Annotated in this window: 15 protein-coding genes; 4 read left to right on the top strand and 11 right to left on the bottom strand. The window is 66.3% G+C overall.

Going from position 1 to position 15216, the window contains the following annotated elements; genetic code table 11:
- Positions 1-48: 48 nt before the first annotated feature.
- The 8 genes from G6N38_RS26260 to G6N38_RS26225 all read right to left on the bottom strand — a co-directional run bounded on the left by G6N38_RS26260 (position 49) and on the right by G6N38_RS26225 (position 8361).
- The gene (locus tag G6N38_RS26260) at positions 49-840 is read right to left on the bottom strand and encodes an SDR family NAD(P)-dependent oxidoreductase (protein ID WP_163751048.1); all 792 of its coding nucleotides are present in this window, start codon (positions 838-840) and stop codon (positions 49-51) included.
- Positions 837-1877 (bottom strand): alcohol dehydrogenase catalytic domain-containing protein, encoded by a 1041-nt coding sequence (locus tag G6N38_RS26255; RefSeq protein ID WP_163751047.1) that lies wholly within the window; start codon positions 1875-1877, stop codon positions 837-839. Before G6N38_RS26255 ends, G6N38_RS26260 begins: the two co-directional genes overlap by 4 nt.
- Positions 1877-2860, bottom strand: coding sequence for an alpha/beta hydrolase (locus G6N38_RS26250; protein WP_246227446.1), 984 nt, complete (start codon positions 2858-2860; stop codon positions 1877-1879). The genes G6N38_RS26255 and G6N38_RS26250 overlap by 1 nt, the downstream gene beginning before the upstream one ends.
- On the bottom strand, positions 2782-3453 hold the full coding sequence (locus G6N38_RS26245; RefSeq protein ID WP_163751046.1) for a TetR/AcrR family transcriptional regulator: 672 nt from the start codon (positions 3451-3453) through the stop codon (positions 2782-2784). The genes G6N38_RS26250 and G6N38_RS26245 overlap by 79 nt, the downstream gene beginning before the upstream one ends.
- Entirely contained in the window at positions 3443-4816 is a 1374-nt protein-coding gene (locus G6N38_RS26240) for a flavin-containing monooxygenase (protein ID WP_163751045.1), read from the bottom strand. The genes G6N38_RS26245 and G6N38_RS26240 overlap by 11 nt, the downstream gene beginning before the upstream one ends.
- A 645-nt stretch (positions 4817-5461) precedes the next feature.
- Positions 5462-5932 (bottom strand): limonene-1,2-epoxide hydrolase family protein, encoded by a 471-nt coding sequence (locus G6N38_RS26235; RefSeq protein WP_163751044.1) that lies wholly within the window; start codon positions 5930-5932, stop codon positions 5462-5464.
- Positions 5922-7715: an N-acyl-D-amino-acid deacylase family protein gene (locus G6N38_RS26230; RefSeq protein ID WP_179968450.1), complete on the bottom strand. Its 1794-nt coding sequence runs from the start codon at positions 7713-7715 to the stop codon at positions 5922-5924. Before G6N38_RS26230 ends, G6N38_RS26235 begins: the two co-directional genes overlap by 11 nt.
- A 133-nt stretch (positions 7716-7848) precedes the next feature.
- Positions 7849-8361, bottom strand: a complete 513-nt coding sequence (locus tag G6N38_RS26225) for a flavin reductase family protein (RefSeq protein WP_163751042.1) — start codon at positions 8359-8361, stop codon at positions 7849-7851.
- 67 nt (positions 8362-8428) lie between these two features.
- Between G6N38_RS26225 and G6N38_RS26220 the strand changes: the two genes are divergently transcribed.
- Positions 8429-9346 carry a dienelactone hydrolase family protein gene (locus tag G6N38_RS26220; protein ID WP_163751041.1) on the top strand — a complete coding sequence of 306 codons (918 nt, stop codon included), beginning with the start codon at positions 8429-8431 and terminating at the stop codon, positions 9344-9346.
- Here G6N38_RS26220 and G6N38_RS26215 read toward each other — a convergent pair.
- Positions 9343-9693: a hypothetical protein gene (locus G6N38_RS26215; protein ID WP_197748108.1), complete on the bottom strand. Its 351-nt coding sequence runs from the start codon at positions 9691-9693 to the stop codon at positions 9343-9345. The two genes, G6N38_RS26220 and G6N38_RS26215, sit on opposite strands and share 4 nt — an antisense overlap.
- 102 nt (positions 9694-9795) lie before the next feature.
- Between G6N38_RS26215 and G6N38_RS26210 the strand changes: the two genes are divergently transcribed.
- Both G6N38_RS26210 and G6N38_RS26205 read left to right on the top strand, forming a co-directional pair.
- On the top strand, positions 9796-10932 hold the full coding sequence (locus tag G6N38_RS26210) for a glycosyltransferase (protein WP_163752426.1): 1137 nt from the start codon (positions 9796-9798) through the stop codon (positions 10930-10932).
- A gap of 41 nt (positions 10933-10973) precedes the next feature.
- Entirely contained in the window at positions 10974-11336 is a 363-nt protein-coding gene (locus tag G6N38_RS26205) for a hypothetical protein (RefSeq protein ID WP_163751040.1), read from the top strand.
- A gap of 52 nt (positions 11337-11388) precedes the next feature.
- Here the strand turns inward: G6N38_RS26205 and G6N38_RS26200 are convergent, their stop codons facing one another.
- Positions 11389-12699 (bottom strand): cytochrome P450, encoded by a 1311-nt coding sequence (locus tag G6N38_RS26200; protein WP_163751039.1) that lies wholly within the window; start codon positions 12697-12699, stop codon positions 11389-11391.
- 47 nt (positions 12700-12746) lie between these two features.
- Positions 12747-14021 (bottom strand): cytochrome P450, encoded by a 1275-nt coding sequence (locus G6N38_RS26195; RefSeq protein ID WP_163751038.1) that lies wholly within the window; start codon positions 14019-14021, stop codon positions 12747-12749.
- Positions 14022-14139: 118 nt separating this feature from the next.
- On the opposite strand from G6N38_RS26195, the gene G6N38_RS26190 reads away from it, so the two are divergent.
- Positions 14140-15210 (top strand): pyridoxal-phosphate dependent enzyme, encoded by a 1071-nt coding sequence (locus G6N38_RS26190; protein ID WP_246227445.1) that lies wholly within the window; start codon positions 14140-14142, stop codon positions 15208-15210.
- Positions 15211-15216: the final 6 nt, after the last annotated feature.

The raw sequence follows: 15216 nt of genomic DNA, 5'->3' as shown, positions 1-15216 counted from the left end.
GGTGCGAATCAGGTTGTGGGTGCGTCGTTTTGACGCAGCAGCGGAGCGCTAAGTGGCGAACTCTGGCACCTGGGCACCGGGAGGTACGAAGATCGGGCCGGGCTCACCGGCCGACCAACCGCCGTCGACGGCGAACTCCGCTCCAGTGCAGTAACCCGCATCGCTGCTGGCGGCGAACAGCACCACCGGTGTGACGTCGGCAGGGGTGGCCACCCGTTCGATGGCCAACCGTCCGTGTATCGCCTCGTCCGGGATGCCGTCGAGTATCGGCGTGCGCACGTAACCGGGATGGATGGAGTTGACCCGTATCCCGTGCGGTCCCAACTCCATTGCCGCGGTCTTGGTCAACCCGCGGACGGCGAACTTGCTCGCCCCGTAGGCGCCGAGCAACGGCGACCCCATCAGCCCGGCGAACGATGAAATGTTGACGATCGCCCCACCGGTGCCACCGCGCAACATCGACGGCACCACAGTCTTGATCCCGAGGAACGTGCCGTCGAGATTCACCGCCAGCACCCGGTGCCAGACGTCGATATCGGTGTCCACCAGCGTCGTGGGCACCCCGCCGATACCAGCGTTGTTGATCAGCACGCGCAACGGCCCGAATTCCGCCTCGGCGCGTTGCACCACCGACCGCCACTGGGCTTCGTCGCTGACGTCGAGGTGAACGTAGATCGCCGAATCGCCGAGCTGCTCGGCGAGCGCCTCGCCTTCCTCCTCGAGAACGTCGGCGATGACGACCCGGGCGCCTTCGGCGACGAAGCCGCGGACGTGGGCTTCCCCCATGCCACGGGCGCCGCCGGTGACCAGAACCGACTGACCATCGAAACGTGTTGTCATGGAACCAGAACTGCCCTTCCGTTAATGGAACCCGATTCCAGGCGGTCGAACGCGGTGATGCCCTCGGTCAACGGGAACGGCTCGACATCGATCTTCAGCCGGCCGGCCCGTGCCAATGCCACGCATTCGATGAGGTCGGCCTTCGTCCCGCCGTAGGACGTCCGTACCGAGGCGCCGTATGGCCAGCCCTGGCCCAGCCGCGGTTCAGCGGTAATGCGCGGCGCACCGCCGCCGATACCGACCAGTTGATAGATACCGTCCGGCGCGATCGTCTCCACGGCCAGGTCGCTGGTCGGTTGCGCACCGACAAAGTCGAAAATGGCATCGGCGCCGCGGCCCGCAGTTGCGTCCAGAATCGCTGCGGCCGTCGACTCATCGGCGGCGAGCACGATATCGGCACCGTGCGCGGAAGCGGCTTGCAGTCGGTCGGCCAAGACGTCGACGGCGATGATGCGGGCCCCGGTGAGCGTCTTGATCAGCTGAACGGCCACGTGTCCCAGGCCGCCAACACCCACCACGACGGCCGCTGATCCGGGACGCAATGCCCGAGTGGAATTGCGCACGGCGTGATACGGCGTCATTGCCGCGTCGGCGAGCGGGGCTGCGGTCACGGGATCGAGGTCGCCCAGAGAAACCAGGTAGCGAGCGGGAACGGCCATGTATTCGGCCATCCCGCCCGCCGGGCCCAGTCCGGGAGTCGGCGGTTGCGCCATGCGACCCGCGGACTCGCACACATTGTCGTCGCCGCGTGCGCAGGCCGGGCAGGACCCGCAGGCCCAGATCAGATGGACCAGGGCATTGTCGCCGACCGTCCAACCCGATACCTGGGAACCCACGGACACCACGGTTCCGGCCGTTTCATGTCCCAGAGTCAAGGGGAGCGGAAACAATTCGACGGGCAGGTGCCGGATGTGGATGTCGGAGTGGCACAGTCCGGCGCCGCCCACCTTCAGCAGAACCTCATCCGGACCGATGTCAGGGACCGGAATGTCGACGACGGCCAACACGCCCGGATCGACCAGCTGTAGTGCCCGCATCAACCCCGGACCTCTGCACGGGGTACGGCGATCCGGCGCAGAAAGGCGATCTGGTCGCGCAGTACGCGTTCGTGCCAGACCGCGCCGGGGTAGACATCGAAATGGTCGCAGGGGTAGTGGTGCACGGTGGCCCGCATTGCCGTCGCTGCCTGCGTCGCGCATGCCGGGGGTGCAGATTGGTCGCCATCGGCGATCTGGACCAATGCCGGGCAGCGCACCTTCCCTGCGCTGCGGCCCGGACGGTAACCACCCACGGTCAGAACCAAGCGTGCCGCGAACTCGTTTCGCCACGTCGGGCCGGCGGTTGCGAACATACCCGCCTCGGCGCCTTGGGAAGTGAGCGCGGCCAATTCACCGGGCGCGCCCACCACCGGCAACAGGACCGGCGATCGGCGACGCAGACGTGCTGCCAAGTCAGCCAGTCCTCGCGCTGATATTCGCAGCGCGTATCGGATCCCGTGGTCGCGGACCATGCCGGCGATGACCGGCAGGCCGTCGGTAGCCGGAGTCAACGAGAACACACCCGCGATCCGTCGGTCCCGGGCCGCTACTCGGATGACATGCCCCCCGGACAAGGAGACGCCCCAGACGAAGATGCGTTCGGGATCCACACCGGGCAGTTGCCGGGCGTGGTCGACCACCGCCTGGTAGTCCTGGAGTTGTCCCGGGATCGAGACCAGTTGGCGTGGTTGCCCGCCGGATCCGGCGAAGTGCCGGTAGTCAAAGGTAATGGCGTCCGCACCCGCGGCGGCGAATGCTTCGGCGAAGGGGTGCAGTCCGCTGTCCTGGGTGGCGCCGATTCCGTGGGCCAGCACCACGCAGGGCCGCCCAGCCGCAGAGGTCAGCTCGTCGTGAGTTGCCGGAAAGTGCCTGGCCGACAACGTCACTCCGCCACTGGCAATGCTCAGCGTGTTGCTTTGGACGGCAGGCTTCGCCGTCGATGGGATGGTGGTGATGGGGTCCTCCTCAGAGTTGCCTGCCACACCTGGACCAGGCTTCGGTGTAGTTGTTCTGCCGCAGCATGATTCGCCCCCGACCGGGTGTGGCGCTCGAGTGCGCGCTCGTTCATGGCGATCAGTACGTGGGCGAGGGCTCGGCTGTCGGCGGCGTCGAAGGTCGTCGTCCGCACGATGTAGTCGGCGGCGAATTCCTCGTACCGATTGATCCAGCTCTCCCAGATCGTCCGCGCATCGGCATCGCCGTCGCGGGCGTCGAGCATCGCCGCCAGCAACGTGGCGCGCGTGCGCCAGGAATCGACGATGAAGGCCAGCGCGTCGCTGATGTTGATGTCGGGATCGCCGGGTCTCCGCAGAATTGCGCCCACCTGCGTGATCTCGTCGTCGAAGACGTCACCGAGCAGCTGAGTCACCGCGTCGTGCTTACTGCTGAAGTAGAAATAGAACGCCGACCGTCCGAGGCCGGCAGCATCGGCCACGCCGCTGATGCTGATCGCATCGAATGGCTGCGACTGCAACTGTCGTTCGAGTGCTTCGAGCAGGCGGGCCCGACGCTGTTCGCCCCGCGGTTGGGGGCGCCGAGGCTGCCATCGCGAGACAGCCGCAATCTCAGCCGACACCGGCACCCTGCCGCTCGGCGCGGCCGGCCAGCACCACCGGACCGAACTTCTCGACCCGGCGTAACCCCGCGGGGAGTTCGCGCTTGCGCATATCGCGCTCGTAGTCGTAGTAGTCCACCTGCTGGGTGTGACGTGGTTTGTCGGCGAAGTGTCCGACGTACTTGCGCTGGTCGGCCTTGATCGTGCGATGCATCTCGGCTTCGGACGGCGGACGGTACGTGCCGGCGAGATAGGCGGCCGTGAGCCGGGCCTGGCACTCCACGAACGGGAACAGGGTGGGCACCGCCTGAGCGAAGCCCGCGAAGATCAGGTCGTCGAGCCCGGGGGAGAGCATGCGCTTGTAGAGCGGCAGGTGATTGTCGGGCGCCGAGAGGAAGTCCTCGTCGAAGAAGGGGAAGGTGATGTTGTAGCCCGTTGCGTAGATCACCACGTCGGCCTCGATGGCCGAACCGTCGACGAAGTGCACTGTGCTGCCATCGAATCGTTCGATATTCGGCTTGGCCGTGGCGTCGCCCGCGCCCAGGCGCATCAGCAGCTCCGCGGATTGCGTCGGGTGAGCTTCGAGGAAGTTGTGGTTCGGTGTCGGCAGGCCGTAGTCCTCGGGATTGCCGAACAAGAGGCGGGGGATGGGTCGCATGGCGCGGCGCTGCCACGACAGCGGTATCACCGGCAGAGTGCGCGCGATCTTGTCTGCGGTCTTGCCGAAGATGTACTTGGGTACGATCCAGGCACCCGAGCGGGTGGACAGATAAACCGTGTTCTGCCAGGACTTCTGCGACAGCTCGGAGACCAGGTCGGCGGCCGAGTTGCCGATGCCGACCACCACGATGCGCTTGCCGCGCAGGTCCAGCGGTTCGGTGGGATCGATATAGGCGTGCGCGTGGATGCTCTCCCCGGTGAATTCGCCGGGAAAGACCGCGGTGCGCGGATCCCAATGGTGCCCGTTGGCGACCACCAGGGCGTCATACCGGCGGGTCTGCCCGTCGCCGGTGCGCAGTTCCCACCCGCCGCCGTCGAGTCGACGGGCGTGCCGGACCGGGTTCTCGAATTGGATGCGTGCGCGCAGGCCGAAAGCATCCGCGTAGTCGTCGAGATAGGACTTGATCTGGGTGTGATGCGGGAAGTCTGGGAGATCATCACGCATGGGAAAGTCCTTGAACGACAGGCAGTCCCGTGAGGTATCGATGTGCAGCGACCGGTAGGCGCTGGAATGTCCGTTGGGGTTGCGAAACGCCCAGTTGCCGCCGATGCGGTCGGAGGATTCGAAACAGTCGTACTCGACACCGGCGTCGGCGAGGTTCTTGGCGGAAGTGAGTCCGCTGATACCGGCGCCGATGATGGCGGTCTTGGGTGTGGCGTGCATGACCCTCCCTTGGTGGTGTGAGCGCAGTCACTGATGCTGACCGTAACAGGATTCTCTGACAGCAGTCAACAATTCGAAGGCGGAGTTTTTACTCAGGATTAATCGAGTGGATTCGGGTGGAAGACAGGACGGCGAGCCCAATTAATCCGTGAGCGACCAGCAGCGACCCGATCTGTTCTAACGAGAATTCAGGCCAATCGCGTCGCGCTGCCCAGGCGGGTTTGGGAACTCCCCGGTAGTGCCACTGGAGGGATGTGCCGGTCAGTACGAGGCTGCACAGGCACACCTCGCGGAGCTGCCGAGGGCAAACGACAACCAATCGGTGAGGCTCTTGAGCCGAGCGGCGTGATCGACGCGCTCCGCGTGCGACGGCGCCAGTGGCTCGGCAATGAGGCAGCTCACTCCTGCGGAGCGGGAACGGGCATCCCGATCTTCATCTGCTGCTCCTAGATGTGCCGATCCGGCCGAGCAACAGAATTTAGCGCAAAATAAGTAACCGTCCGGAAGGGGTCCGACCTTCGGCGGGTAACCGCGTCATGATCCGGTTGCGATCCAGCGGAGCTACCGAAATGTCGGGTCCCTCGTCCAGGGGACCCCTCCGGCCACCAGCCCGACAATCGCCGCCCGCGTCGGATCAGGAGACGATCAGATCAGCCCGGTGGCGTCGAACATCCACGACATGTCGGCCTGGGCGAGATCTTCCAGCCAGGTCGACGGGGCGAAGCCGGTCAGCCCGTTCATGTCCCAGTAGTCCTTCCACAGCGTGATCTTCCCGTTCTCGACCTTGTGCACCGTGACGAAGCGCAGCACACCCTGCTCGCCGGTCTTGAACGTCCATGTCTCGGAGTGCTCGTACATAGTGTCCACGCCGTTGCTCACCAGAACGCCGTCGTGATTCTCGTAGCCGGCCAATGGCTCCAAGCCGATCTTCAGCCGCTTGACGATGTCCTCGGGGCCGCGCGCGGCCGCGATCGGACCGACCGGCATGTCGACATAGATGCAGTCGTCGGACAGGAACGTCTTGAGCGTCTCCCAATCGCGATTGGACAACGCATTCCACATTCCCAGTACGGTCTGGGCAACCTCTGTGGGGACCGCCGAGGTGTCAATTGACATGGGCCAGCTCCGATTCCTTCGTCGTTCCGGGTGCCGGGGTCGTCCGGCCCACCCGCAGGAAACTCCCGGTGCGCTGCGCACCGAGCACCGGCGTCGGTTCACCGTCACGGACCACCGCGCGCCCACCGATCAACACCAGCTCGACGGCGTCGTTGTTGCGATTGACCATCCGGGACAGGCCTCCGTACTGCTCGACAGGCTGCTCGGCGTAGTCATCGAGGCGGCTGTCGAGGTGATTGGGGTTCACCACGACGAGATCGGCGCGGTCCCCGACGCGCAGGTGGCCGGCATCGATCTGATACCAGTCGGCCAGCTCGCCGGTCATCCGGTGCACGGCCTGCTCGACGGACATGAACGACCGTCCGCTGCGCTGGGCATCACGCACATGACGCAACAGCCGCAACCCGTAGTTGTAGAACGCCATGTTGCGCAGATGCGCACCGGCATCGGAGAAGCCCATCTGAATGCCCGGATCCTTGGCCAGCTTCTTGAGCACCTCGGGTCGGTGGTTGGAAATTGTTGTGCGCCAGCGCAGCTTGGTGCCGTGTTCGAGAACCAGGTCCAGGAACGCGTCGACCGGGTGCAACCCGCCCCGCTCCCTACCGACCTGCCCGAAGGACTTGCCCACCACGGATTCATCAGGGCAGCCGACGATGTCGGCGTCGAAGAAGTCGCGATGCCAGACCCGCACGCCGTACTTGGTGTCGTAGTCCTTGCGGAACTGGCGCCGGTAGGTCTCGTCTTTGAGCAGGGCATTGCGCTCGACCTCGTCACGCAGATGCAGCGCGGCGGCGCCCGAGCCGAACTCCTCGAACACCACCAGGTCGATGCCGTCGGCGTAGACCTCGAACGGAACGGGCAGGTGTTGCCAGCGGAAGTCGCCGCCGAACTTGTTGGTCACCTTGGCCAGCGGACCCAACAGTAGGATGGCGAACGGATTGGATTTGACGTCGGCCGCCGACAGCAGGCTGGTCTTGAGCTTGTCCCGCAACACCGGAAGTGATTGCGCCACTTGCGAGATGAGGTTCATCGGGTTTTGGATGTCGGGGCCGGACTGCAGTACCCGGCCACGCCTGCGCAGCAATGACTTGAGCCGGCGCAGCTCGCGCGGTTTGGCATACGTCGACGGGAGTGTGCGGGATCGGCAGGTCTCGCCGTCGATCTTGTCGAACAACAACTGCATCGAAGACATCCCGACGAACCCGGCGTCGAGCGCCTCGGCGAGCATGCGTTCCATCTCGGCCTGCTGGCTTGCGTTGGGGCGCACGTCGTTCCGGGTGGCGCGATCCAATCCCATGACGGCGGTGCGCATATCGGAATGCCCGATGAACGCCGCGATATTCGGGCCAAGCGCCCGGGATTCCAAGGCCTGGACATACTGCTCGGCGGTGCTCCACGTCTTGGCCCCGTCGACGGCAGCGATGACGTGTTCGCGCGGGATCGCCTCGACCCGGCCGAACAGATCGCCGGCGTCGCTGCCGCCGACATGGATGGTGGACAGCGAACAGGAGCCGAGCATGACGGTCGTGACGCCGTGGCGCACCGACTCCGACAGGCCAGGACCGCCCAGCACCTCGACGTCGTAGTGGGTGTGGATGTCGACCATGCCCGGCATCACCCACTTCCCGCCGGCATCGACGACATCGGCGCAGCCGGTCACGTCGAGCGGACGCAGGCTGACCACGGCGACGCGGCCGTCCTTGATGCCGATGTCACGGATTCCGGACGCGGCGCCGGTGCCGTCGAACCATCGGCCGTTGCGGATGATCGTGTCGTATGTCACGAACGTCAATAGAACCGTTTGCTGGGACGGGTGTCAACGATTTAGTGGACAGTTTTTCGGATGTGTTTACTGCGGGTGTGACCAGGCGCGGCCGTGGCGGCCGTGGCGGCCGGCAACGGGCGCGGTAGGCCGGTCAGGCCTCATGGCCCGGGTCCAGGTCCTTGACGTCGGCGAATGTGACGAGCCGCCCGAGCTGCTCCGGCGCGACGCCGGCGACCGGCTCGATCAGGTGTCCGACATGATCGCCCAGGTCGAACCGATCGAGGATGCGGCCGGTGAACCATGCGGCGGAGTCGGTCAGGACCGGCAGCCCCTCTGGGCCATCGGACCACCGGCAGCGACTGAATTTGTCGATCCGGTCTCCGGTCTCCGCGCCGAAGAGCCGGGCAAGGTCACGGTGTTCTTCGGCCAGCAGGTGCAATGCCAGGTGCGTCGCGCCGCCTGCCGCGACCCGATACGTGTGGTTGCGTTTGGACAATCCGACCAGATAGCGCGGCGGGTTGATCGACACCTGACTGCTGAACCCCACCAGGCAGCCCGCGCGTTCATCCTCGGCCCGCGTGGTCACGACGAACATCGGGTAATCGAGCAGCGCCGCCACCCGTTCGAATGCTTCAGAACCCGGTAGCACCGCGTGCTCAGCCATACCGGCCACCTCCCTCGGGGATCATCCCTACAGTCCACGCTTACCCAAAAGGCGCATACTCGCGAGGGTGACTCCACTACAGAGGTACATCGCCGAAGAGATCGCCACCGATCACGTCGACGGCCTACTGAGCCGCCGAGAAGCGCTGCGCCGCCTCGCACTGTTGGGCGTGAGCACCACCGCCGCCAGCGCACTGATCGCCGCGTGCGCCACGGACACACCAAAGACCGCAGTCTCCTCACCGTCACCATCACCGTCACCGTCCGCGCCGACATCCGACTCGCCGTCGCCGGGGATGGCCAGCGCGCTGGCCACCACGCCCATCACCTGGGCGGGGCCGAAAGGGCAGCTGCGGGGCAGCTGGGCGCAGGCCGCCACACCACGCGGAGCGGTCCTGGTCATCCACGAAAACAAGGGCCTCAATGACTGGGTGCGCACCGTCGCCGGCCGGCTGGCCGGCATCGGCTACTCCGCGCTGGCCATCGACCTGCTCTCCGAGGAAGGCGGCACCGGTTCCTTCAGTGACCCGGCGGCGGCCACCGCCGCGCTCGGCACGATCGCTCCCGACCGGTTCATCGCCGACATAAGGTCAGGGCTCGATGAGGTGGCGCGCCGGTCGCCGGGCCAGAAGCTCGCTCTTGTCGGCTTCTGTTTCGGCGGTGGGCTGGTGTGGCAGCTGCTGGCCGCCGGGGAGCCACGGCTGGCCGCGGCGGTGCCGTTCTACGGTCCGCTGCCCGAGGATCCGGACTTCGCCGGGTCGAAGGACGCCGCCGTGCTCGGCCTGTACGGCGCGCTCGACCAGCGCGTCACCTCATCGGAGCCCGCGGCCAAGGCGGCGTTGGATCAGGCCGGTCTGGTCAACGACCTCGTCATCGAGCCCGACGCCGATCACGCGTTCTTCAACGACGCCGGGCCGCGTTACAACCCAGTCGCGGCCGCCGATGCATGGAATCGCTTGCAGGACTGGTTCTCTCGCAACCTCTAGCGGTCCAGGGACACGGTCACCGTCACGCGGCCGCGGGCGTCCCTGGTGGCGACGGCGTGGCCGGGTTGCTCGGCGCCGGCCAACAGGATGGAGAGCGGGGCGCCATCACCGGTGAAGTTCCGCCACCATTTCTTGCCGTCGGGCATGGCCACCCCGATCAGGATGTCCCCGCCCTTGCGGCGATACCCGACCGGCAGCTCGACCGTGCGCCCACTGCGCCGGCCGGTGTACCGAATTGTGGTCAGCCCCAGCCCCACGATGCGGCCCCACCGCGGTGAGGCGATCAGGGCGGTGGCACCGCGGTTGACTGCGCGTGCGGCCGCCTGGAACGCACCGGAAATCTGCACGGGATCAACGGTAGTCCAATTGTGGCTGTTCACCGCGTGTTCAGGACACCGAAGGGCGGACGTAGCCATGCGCACACCGCAACGGGTTCAGATACGGCCATGATCAGGGTCGCGCAAGTCGCGAACTTCTACGGCCCCCGGTCAGGTGGTCTGCGTACCGCCGTCGATCGGCTCGGCGCCGAATACTGCGCCGCCGGACATGAGGTCTTTCTGATCGTCCCGGGATCGGTTGCTTCCTACACCGAGCTTCCCGGCGGCGTCACCCGAATAACCGTTCCTGCCAAGCAGATTCCGTTCACCGGGGGATACCGCGCGGTCATGCCCGCTCCGGTGACCACCCTGCTGGAGGAGCTGGCACCCGACGCGGTCGAAGTGTCTGACCGGTTCACCCTGCGATCCCTGGGCCGATGGGGAGCGCGGCACGGTGTCACGACGGTGATGATCTCCCATGAACGTCTGGACCGGCTGACCGGCCAGATCATGCCCAAGCGGCTGGCGCGTCGGATCGCGGACATGGCCAATCGCCGGACCGCAGCCAACTACGACACGGTGCTGTGTACCACGAGTTTCGCCCGCGAAGAGTTCGACCGAATCGGTGCCCGAAATGTGATGACGGTGCCGTTGGGCGTCGACCTCGACATGTTTCATCCCGACCGGTTCTGCCCGTTGACCCGTAATCGCTGGGCCGCTCCCGGCCAGCTACTGCTGGTCCATTGCGGTCGGTTGTCGGTGGAGAAGCGGGCCGACCGTAGCGTCGATGCCCTTGCCGCCCTGCTTGATTCGGGTGTCGATGCCCGTTTGGTCATCGCCGGCGACGGACCGATGCGGCCCCGGCTGCAACGGCAGGCTGCGCGGTTACCGGTGGACTTCACCGGGTTCATCGAATCCCGCACTGCGGTTGCGACACTATTGGCCACCGCCGATGTCGCGCTGGCGCCGGGCCCGCACGAAACCTTCGGCCTGGCGGCTCTGGAGGCGTTGGCGTGCGGAACTCCGGCTGTCGTGTCCCGTACCTCCGCGCTGACCGAGATCCTGACATCCGATAGTGGCGCATGTGCCGACAATGATCCGCACGCCATTGCGGAGGCCGTCACCGGTCTCATGGATCGCCCCGAGCAGCAACGCAGGTTCTGCGCGCGGCGGCGGGCCGAAACCTTCACCTGGCCGCGCGCGGCAGCGGGCATGTTGACAGCGTTGAACGGTTTGACGCATGGCCAGGACGGGAACGCCGCTAATTGACGGCGCCGCATCAGCGGCCCGCTCAATGAATGGAGCCGAGGATGGCCACGAACACTGTGTGGATTGTCATCGCCGTGATCGCCGCGCTGATCGTCATCGCGGCGCTGGTCTGGGTTGGACGTAATCGCCAGGTCAGCCGCCGAAGGGCGCAGGCAGGCGAGATCCGCGAGGAAGTCCGCTTGGAAAATGTCAAGGTACAGCGCCGGGAGGCACTTGCCGACGAAACCGCAGCCAAAGCCCGTGCCGCACAAGCCGAAGCAGAGGCCAAGGCCGCCGAAGCTGCGCGCCTGGAGGAGAACGCCGCCCAGCACCGCAGCGTGGCAGCCGAACAGCGCGGCGAGCTCGACGAGAAGTGGTCACACGCCGACGAGCTCGATCCTGAAGTCGAGCATCAGGCGAAGTAACCGCCGAGATTGAACCCACGCAGCAGAAGTACGAGTACGGGTCTGCGTGGGTTCAATCTCGCGAAGTAATGAGCCCGGCCGAGCGGAGGCTGACCGGCAGCTCGGCCCAACCGCGCAACACTCGGGTATCGCGGCGGCTGCCGAGCCCGGCCAGCTGCACCTCGGGAAAATGCGTGAAGAACCTGCGCAGGCCGACCTCACCCTCGGCCCGCGCCAGCGCCGCGCCCAGGCAGAAATGCCTGCCGCCGGAAAAGGCAAGGTGCTTACCGGCATTGGGTCGTCCCACGTCGAAGCGATGCGGATCGTCGAACACAGCGGGATCGCGGTTGGCGGCGGCCAGATAGATCACCACCATCTCGCCGGCCTTCACCGTCGTTCCGGCCACCTCGGTGTCGGTGAGCGCCACCCGGGCTGAGAGCTGCACCGGGGACTCCAGCCGCAGGATCTCCTCGACAGCGTTGGGCCATAGCGAGGGATCGGCCACGAGCCGGTCAAGCTGGTCAGGGGAGTTCAGCAACAGCCGAATTCCGTTGCCCAGCAAGTTCACGGTGGTCTCGAATCCTGCGGCGAGCACCAGGCCCGCGACGCCCTCCAACTCCACTTCGCTCAGCTGCGCGCCGTCCTCGGACGCCGCGATCAACTGGCTCATCAGGTCCTCGCCGGGGTGCTCGCGCAAGTGACGCAGATGCGCCGACAACCACCGGTTGAACCCGGCCAGGCCGTGCTGCACGCGCTGGTATTGCGGCCAGGACAGGCCGACGTCGAGGCTTGGAGCCGCGAGCTCACCGAACTCCAGAATGCGCGGCCGGTCGGCGTCCGGCACACCGAGGATGTCGCCGATCACCGCGACCGGCAGCTGCGCGCAGTACCGCTCGACGATGTCGACGACGCCAGGACCGGCGGCCAGCCCGTCGAGCAGCTCCCCGGCGGTGTCCTCGACCCGATCGCGCAGCGCGGCCACCGCACGACTGGTGAACACCGACGAGACGGTCTTGCGATATCGGGTGTGCTCAGGTGGCTCGACCGCCAGCAACGAGGGCGGGCGAAGCGGGTGCAGGAGATCGTCGCGGGTGTGCCGCTCCAGCCAGCGCACCGGCGCGGGCAGGTTGGCGCCGAGCACGATGACCCGAAAATCATCGGAGCGCAGCAACTCGTGGGCCACGGCGTGGTCGACGGTCAGGTAGCCCACGCGAGTACGGATCATCGGTCCCTGTGGCCGCAGCTCGGTATAGAAGGCGACCGGGTCAACCCGTACCGCCGGGTCGGCCACCATTCGGGCTTGTGGATCACCGCGGCGCGCCGCGAAATTGGCGACCGCGCGAACCATTCCGTGCATCGCTAGCCAGTGCAGCCGTTGTTTCATGCCCACCAACGCTACGAGTGCGGCACCGCTAGCGCCACAACCCCCGCCTAGGCCCAGGTGACCGGCAGCCGCTTGATCCCGTGAATGAACGCCGAGAGCAGCATGGCCGGCTCCTCGGTCACCTCGATGTCCGGTATGCGGCGGTGCAGTTCGGAGAACACCAGGGCGATCTCGCGACGGGCCAGGTTGGCGCCCAGGCAGAAGTGCGCACCGCCGCCGCCGAATCCGACATGGTGGTTCGGTGTGCGGGTCACATCGAAGAGCCACGGGTTGGTGAACTTGTCCTCGTCGCGATTGGCCGACGCGTACCACATGGTGACCTTGTCGCCCTCGGTCATCTTGACCCCGGACAGCTCGATGTCGCGAGTGACGGTGCGGCGCATGTAGATCACCGGCGACGCCCACCGCACCATCTCCTCGACCGCGGTGTCAGTGACGGCCTCGAAATCGTTCCACCAGATACGGCGCTGTTCGGGATAGCGGGTCAGGGCCAGAACACCGTGGCTGATCGCGTTGCGGGTGGTCTCGTTACCGGCAACGGCCAGCAAGATGAAGAACGAGGCGATCTCGGCGGATGTCAGCCGCTCGCCGTCGACTTCGGCTGCCACCAGCGCAGTGGTCAGGTCGTCGCGAGGATTGGTTCTGCGGTCCTCGGCCAGCGCCGTCGCGTAGGCACCGATGTCCAACGCCACCGTGAGAAACTCGTTGAAATCGGTGGTCAGATCGGGGTCGCCGAAGCCAAGGATGATGTTGGTCCATCCGAAAATCCGGTCGTGGTCGTCGTCTGGAATGCCCATCATGTCGCAGATCACCTGCAGTGGCAGCGGCCCGGACAGTTCGGAGACCAGGTCGGCGTTGCCGTCGGGATGGTTGGCGAGCATCGCCGACACCAGTTGCTCGGCACGGTCGCGCACCGACACCTCGGTGCGGGCCACCACCTTGGGGGTGAACGCGCTGCGGACGATGTTGCGCAGGCGGGAGTGTCTCGGATCGTCCAGGGCGATCATGGAGCCGAAATACTCGGCAACCTCGGGGACCTGATCGCCGATGGTGATGTTGGGGTAGGAGCTGAAGATCTCGGGGTGACGGCTGGCGTAGAAGACGTCGTCGAGCTTCGTCAACGCCCAGTGGCCCTCGCCGTGCGGCACTCCCTCCAGCTCGACCTCCTCGAAGAACGTGATCGGTGCCTCGCGACGCAAGGTCGCGAATGCGCCGTCGCGCAGCGTATCGTCGAGCATCCAGAACTCGAAGGTGCCCAGATTGATGTCCGCCAGTGCCATCTCGGGAGGCGCCTGACCGTTGACTCGCGTGGCGATGCCCATGTCGAAACAGTAGAGTCCGTCGGCCGCGGTCGGGATCGTTTCCGAATTCAGGCAAGCTCGGCGTCCTATCTGTCACCCTGGTCATGTCCGTGATCGACGAGCGCAAAGGCATTGAGCCATGAACTTGCCACCGCTGGTATGTCGCTCGTGCAGAAGCGAATTCGGTGTCGCCGAGCTGGCGTGGCGCTGCCCCTGCGGCGGGTTGTTCGACGTCAGCGCGGCATGGCAGCCGGTCGTCGACTCGTCGATCACCCTGGGCGAGGGGAACACCCCGGTCGTGCCGTCTCTGACGTTGGCAGGGGCTCGGTTCAAGCTGGAATTCTTCAGTCCGACATTGTCTTTCAAAGATCGCGGCGCAGCGGTGCTGGCCTCGCTGGCCGCACACCTTGGGGTCGGCAAGGCCGTGGTCGACAGCAGTGGCAATGCCGGGACCGCGGCGGCCGCATATTTCGCCAGGGCCGGCATCGACTGCGAGGTGCTGGTGCCGGCGTCGACCTCACCGGAGAAACTCGCGCAGATCCGGGCACACGGAGCCGAGCTAACCCTGGTCCCTGGCAGCCGCGCCGACGCCGCAGAGGCCGCCGCGCAGATCGCCGATCGTCCCGGGGTGTTCTACGCCAGCCACGTCTATCACCCGTACTTCATGCACGGCGTGAAGGCCTACGGCTACGAGATCTGGCGTCAGAGCGGGAACAGCCTGCCCTCGGCGGTTCTGGTCCCGGTCGGCAACGGGACGCTGCTGCTGGGCTGCTATTTGGCGTTCAGCGAGCTGGTGGCCGCCGGGCTGGCCGACCGGCTGCCGGCACTACTGGCAGTCCAGGCGGCCGGCTGCGCACCGCTGGCCGCGGCATGGCACGACCTGGACGACAACGCCTACGTCACAGCGCCGACCGTTGCCGAAGGTATCGCGATCACCGCACCGCCGCGCGCCGATCAGATCCTGGCCGCCGTGCGGGATTCCGGGGGCACGTTCGTCGCCGTCGACGACGACGCTGTGATCGCCGGGCGCCGGGTGCTGGCACACAGCGAGGGCCTTTTCGTGGAGCCCACGGCAGCAGCCTGTTACGCCGCGGCGGCCGGTGCCGCGAGCCGAACGGGGCCGGGCTGGCCGCTCGTGCGCGAGCTGCTGGCCAACAACGACGTTGTGATCCCGCTATGCGGTGCGGGACTCAAACATCCCGGTGAGTGAGACTTG

The organism is Mycolicibacterium helvum (assembly GCF_010731895.1).
Lineage (GTDB): Bacteria > Actinomycetota > Actinomycetes > Mycobacteriales > Mycobacteriaceae > Mycobacterium > Mycobacterium helvum.
The sequence above is the reverse complement of the archived record's forward strand: the minus strand, read 5'-3'. Positions and strand labels throughout refer to the sequence as shown.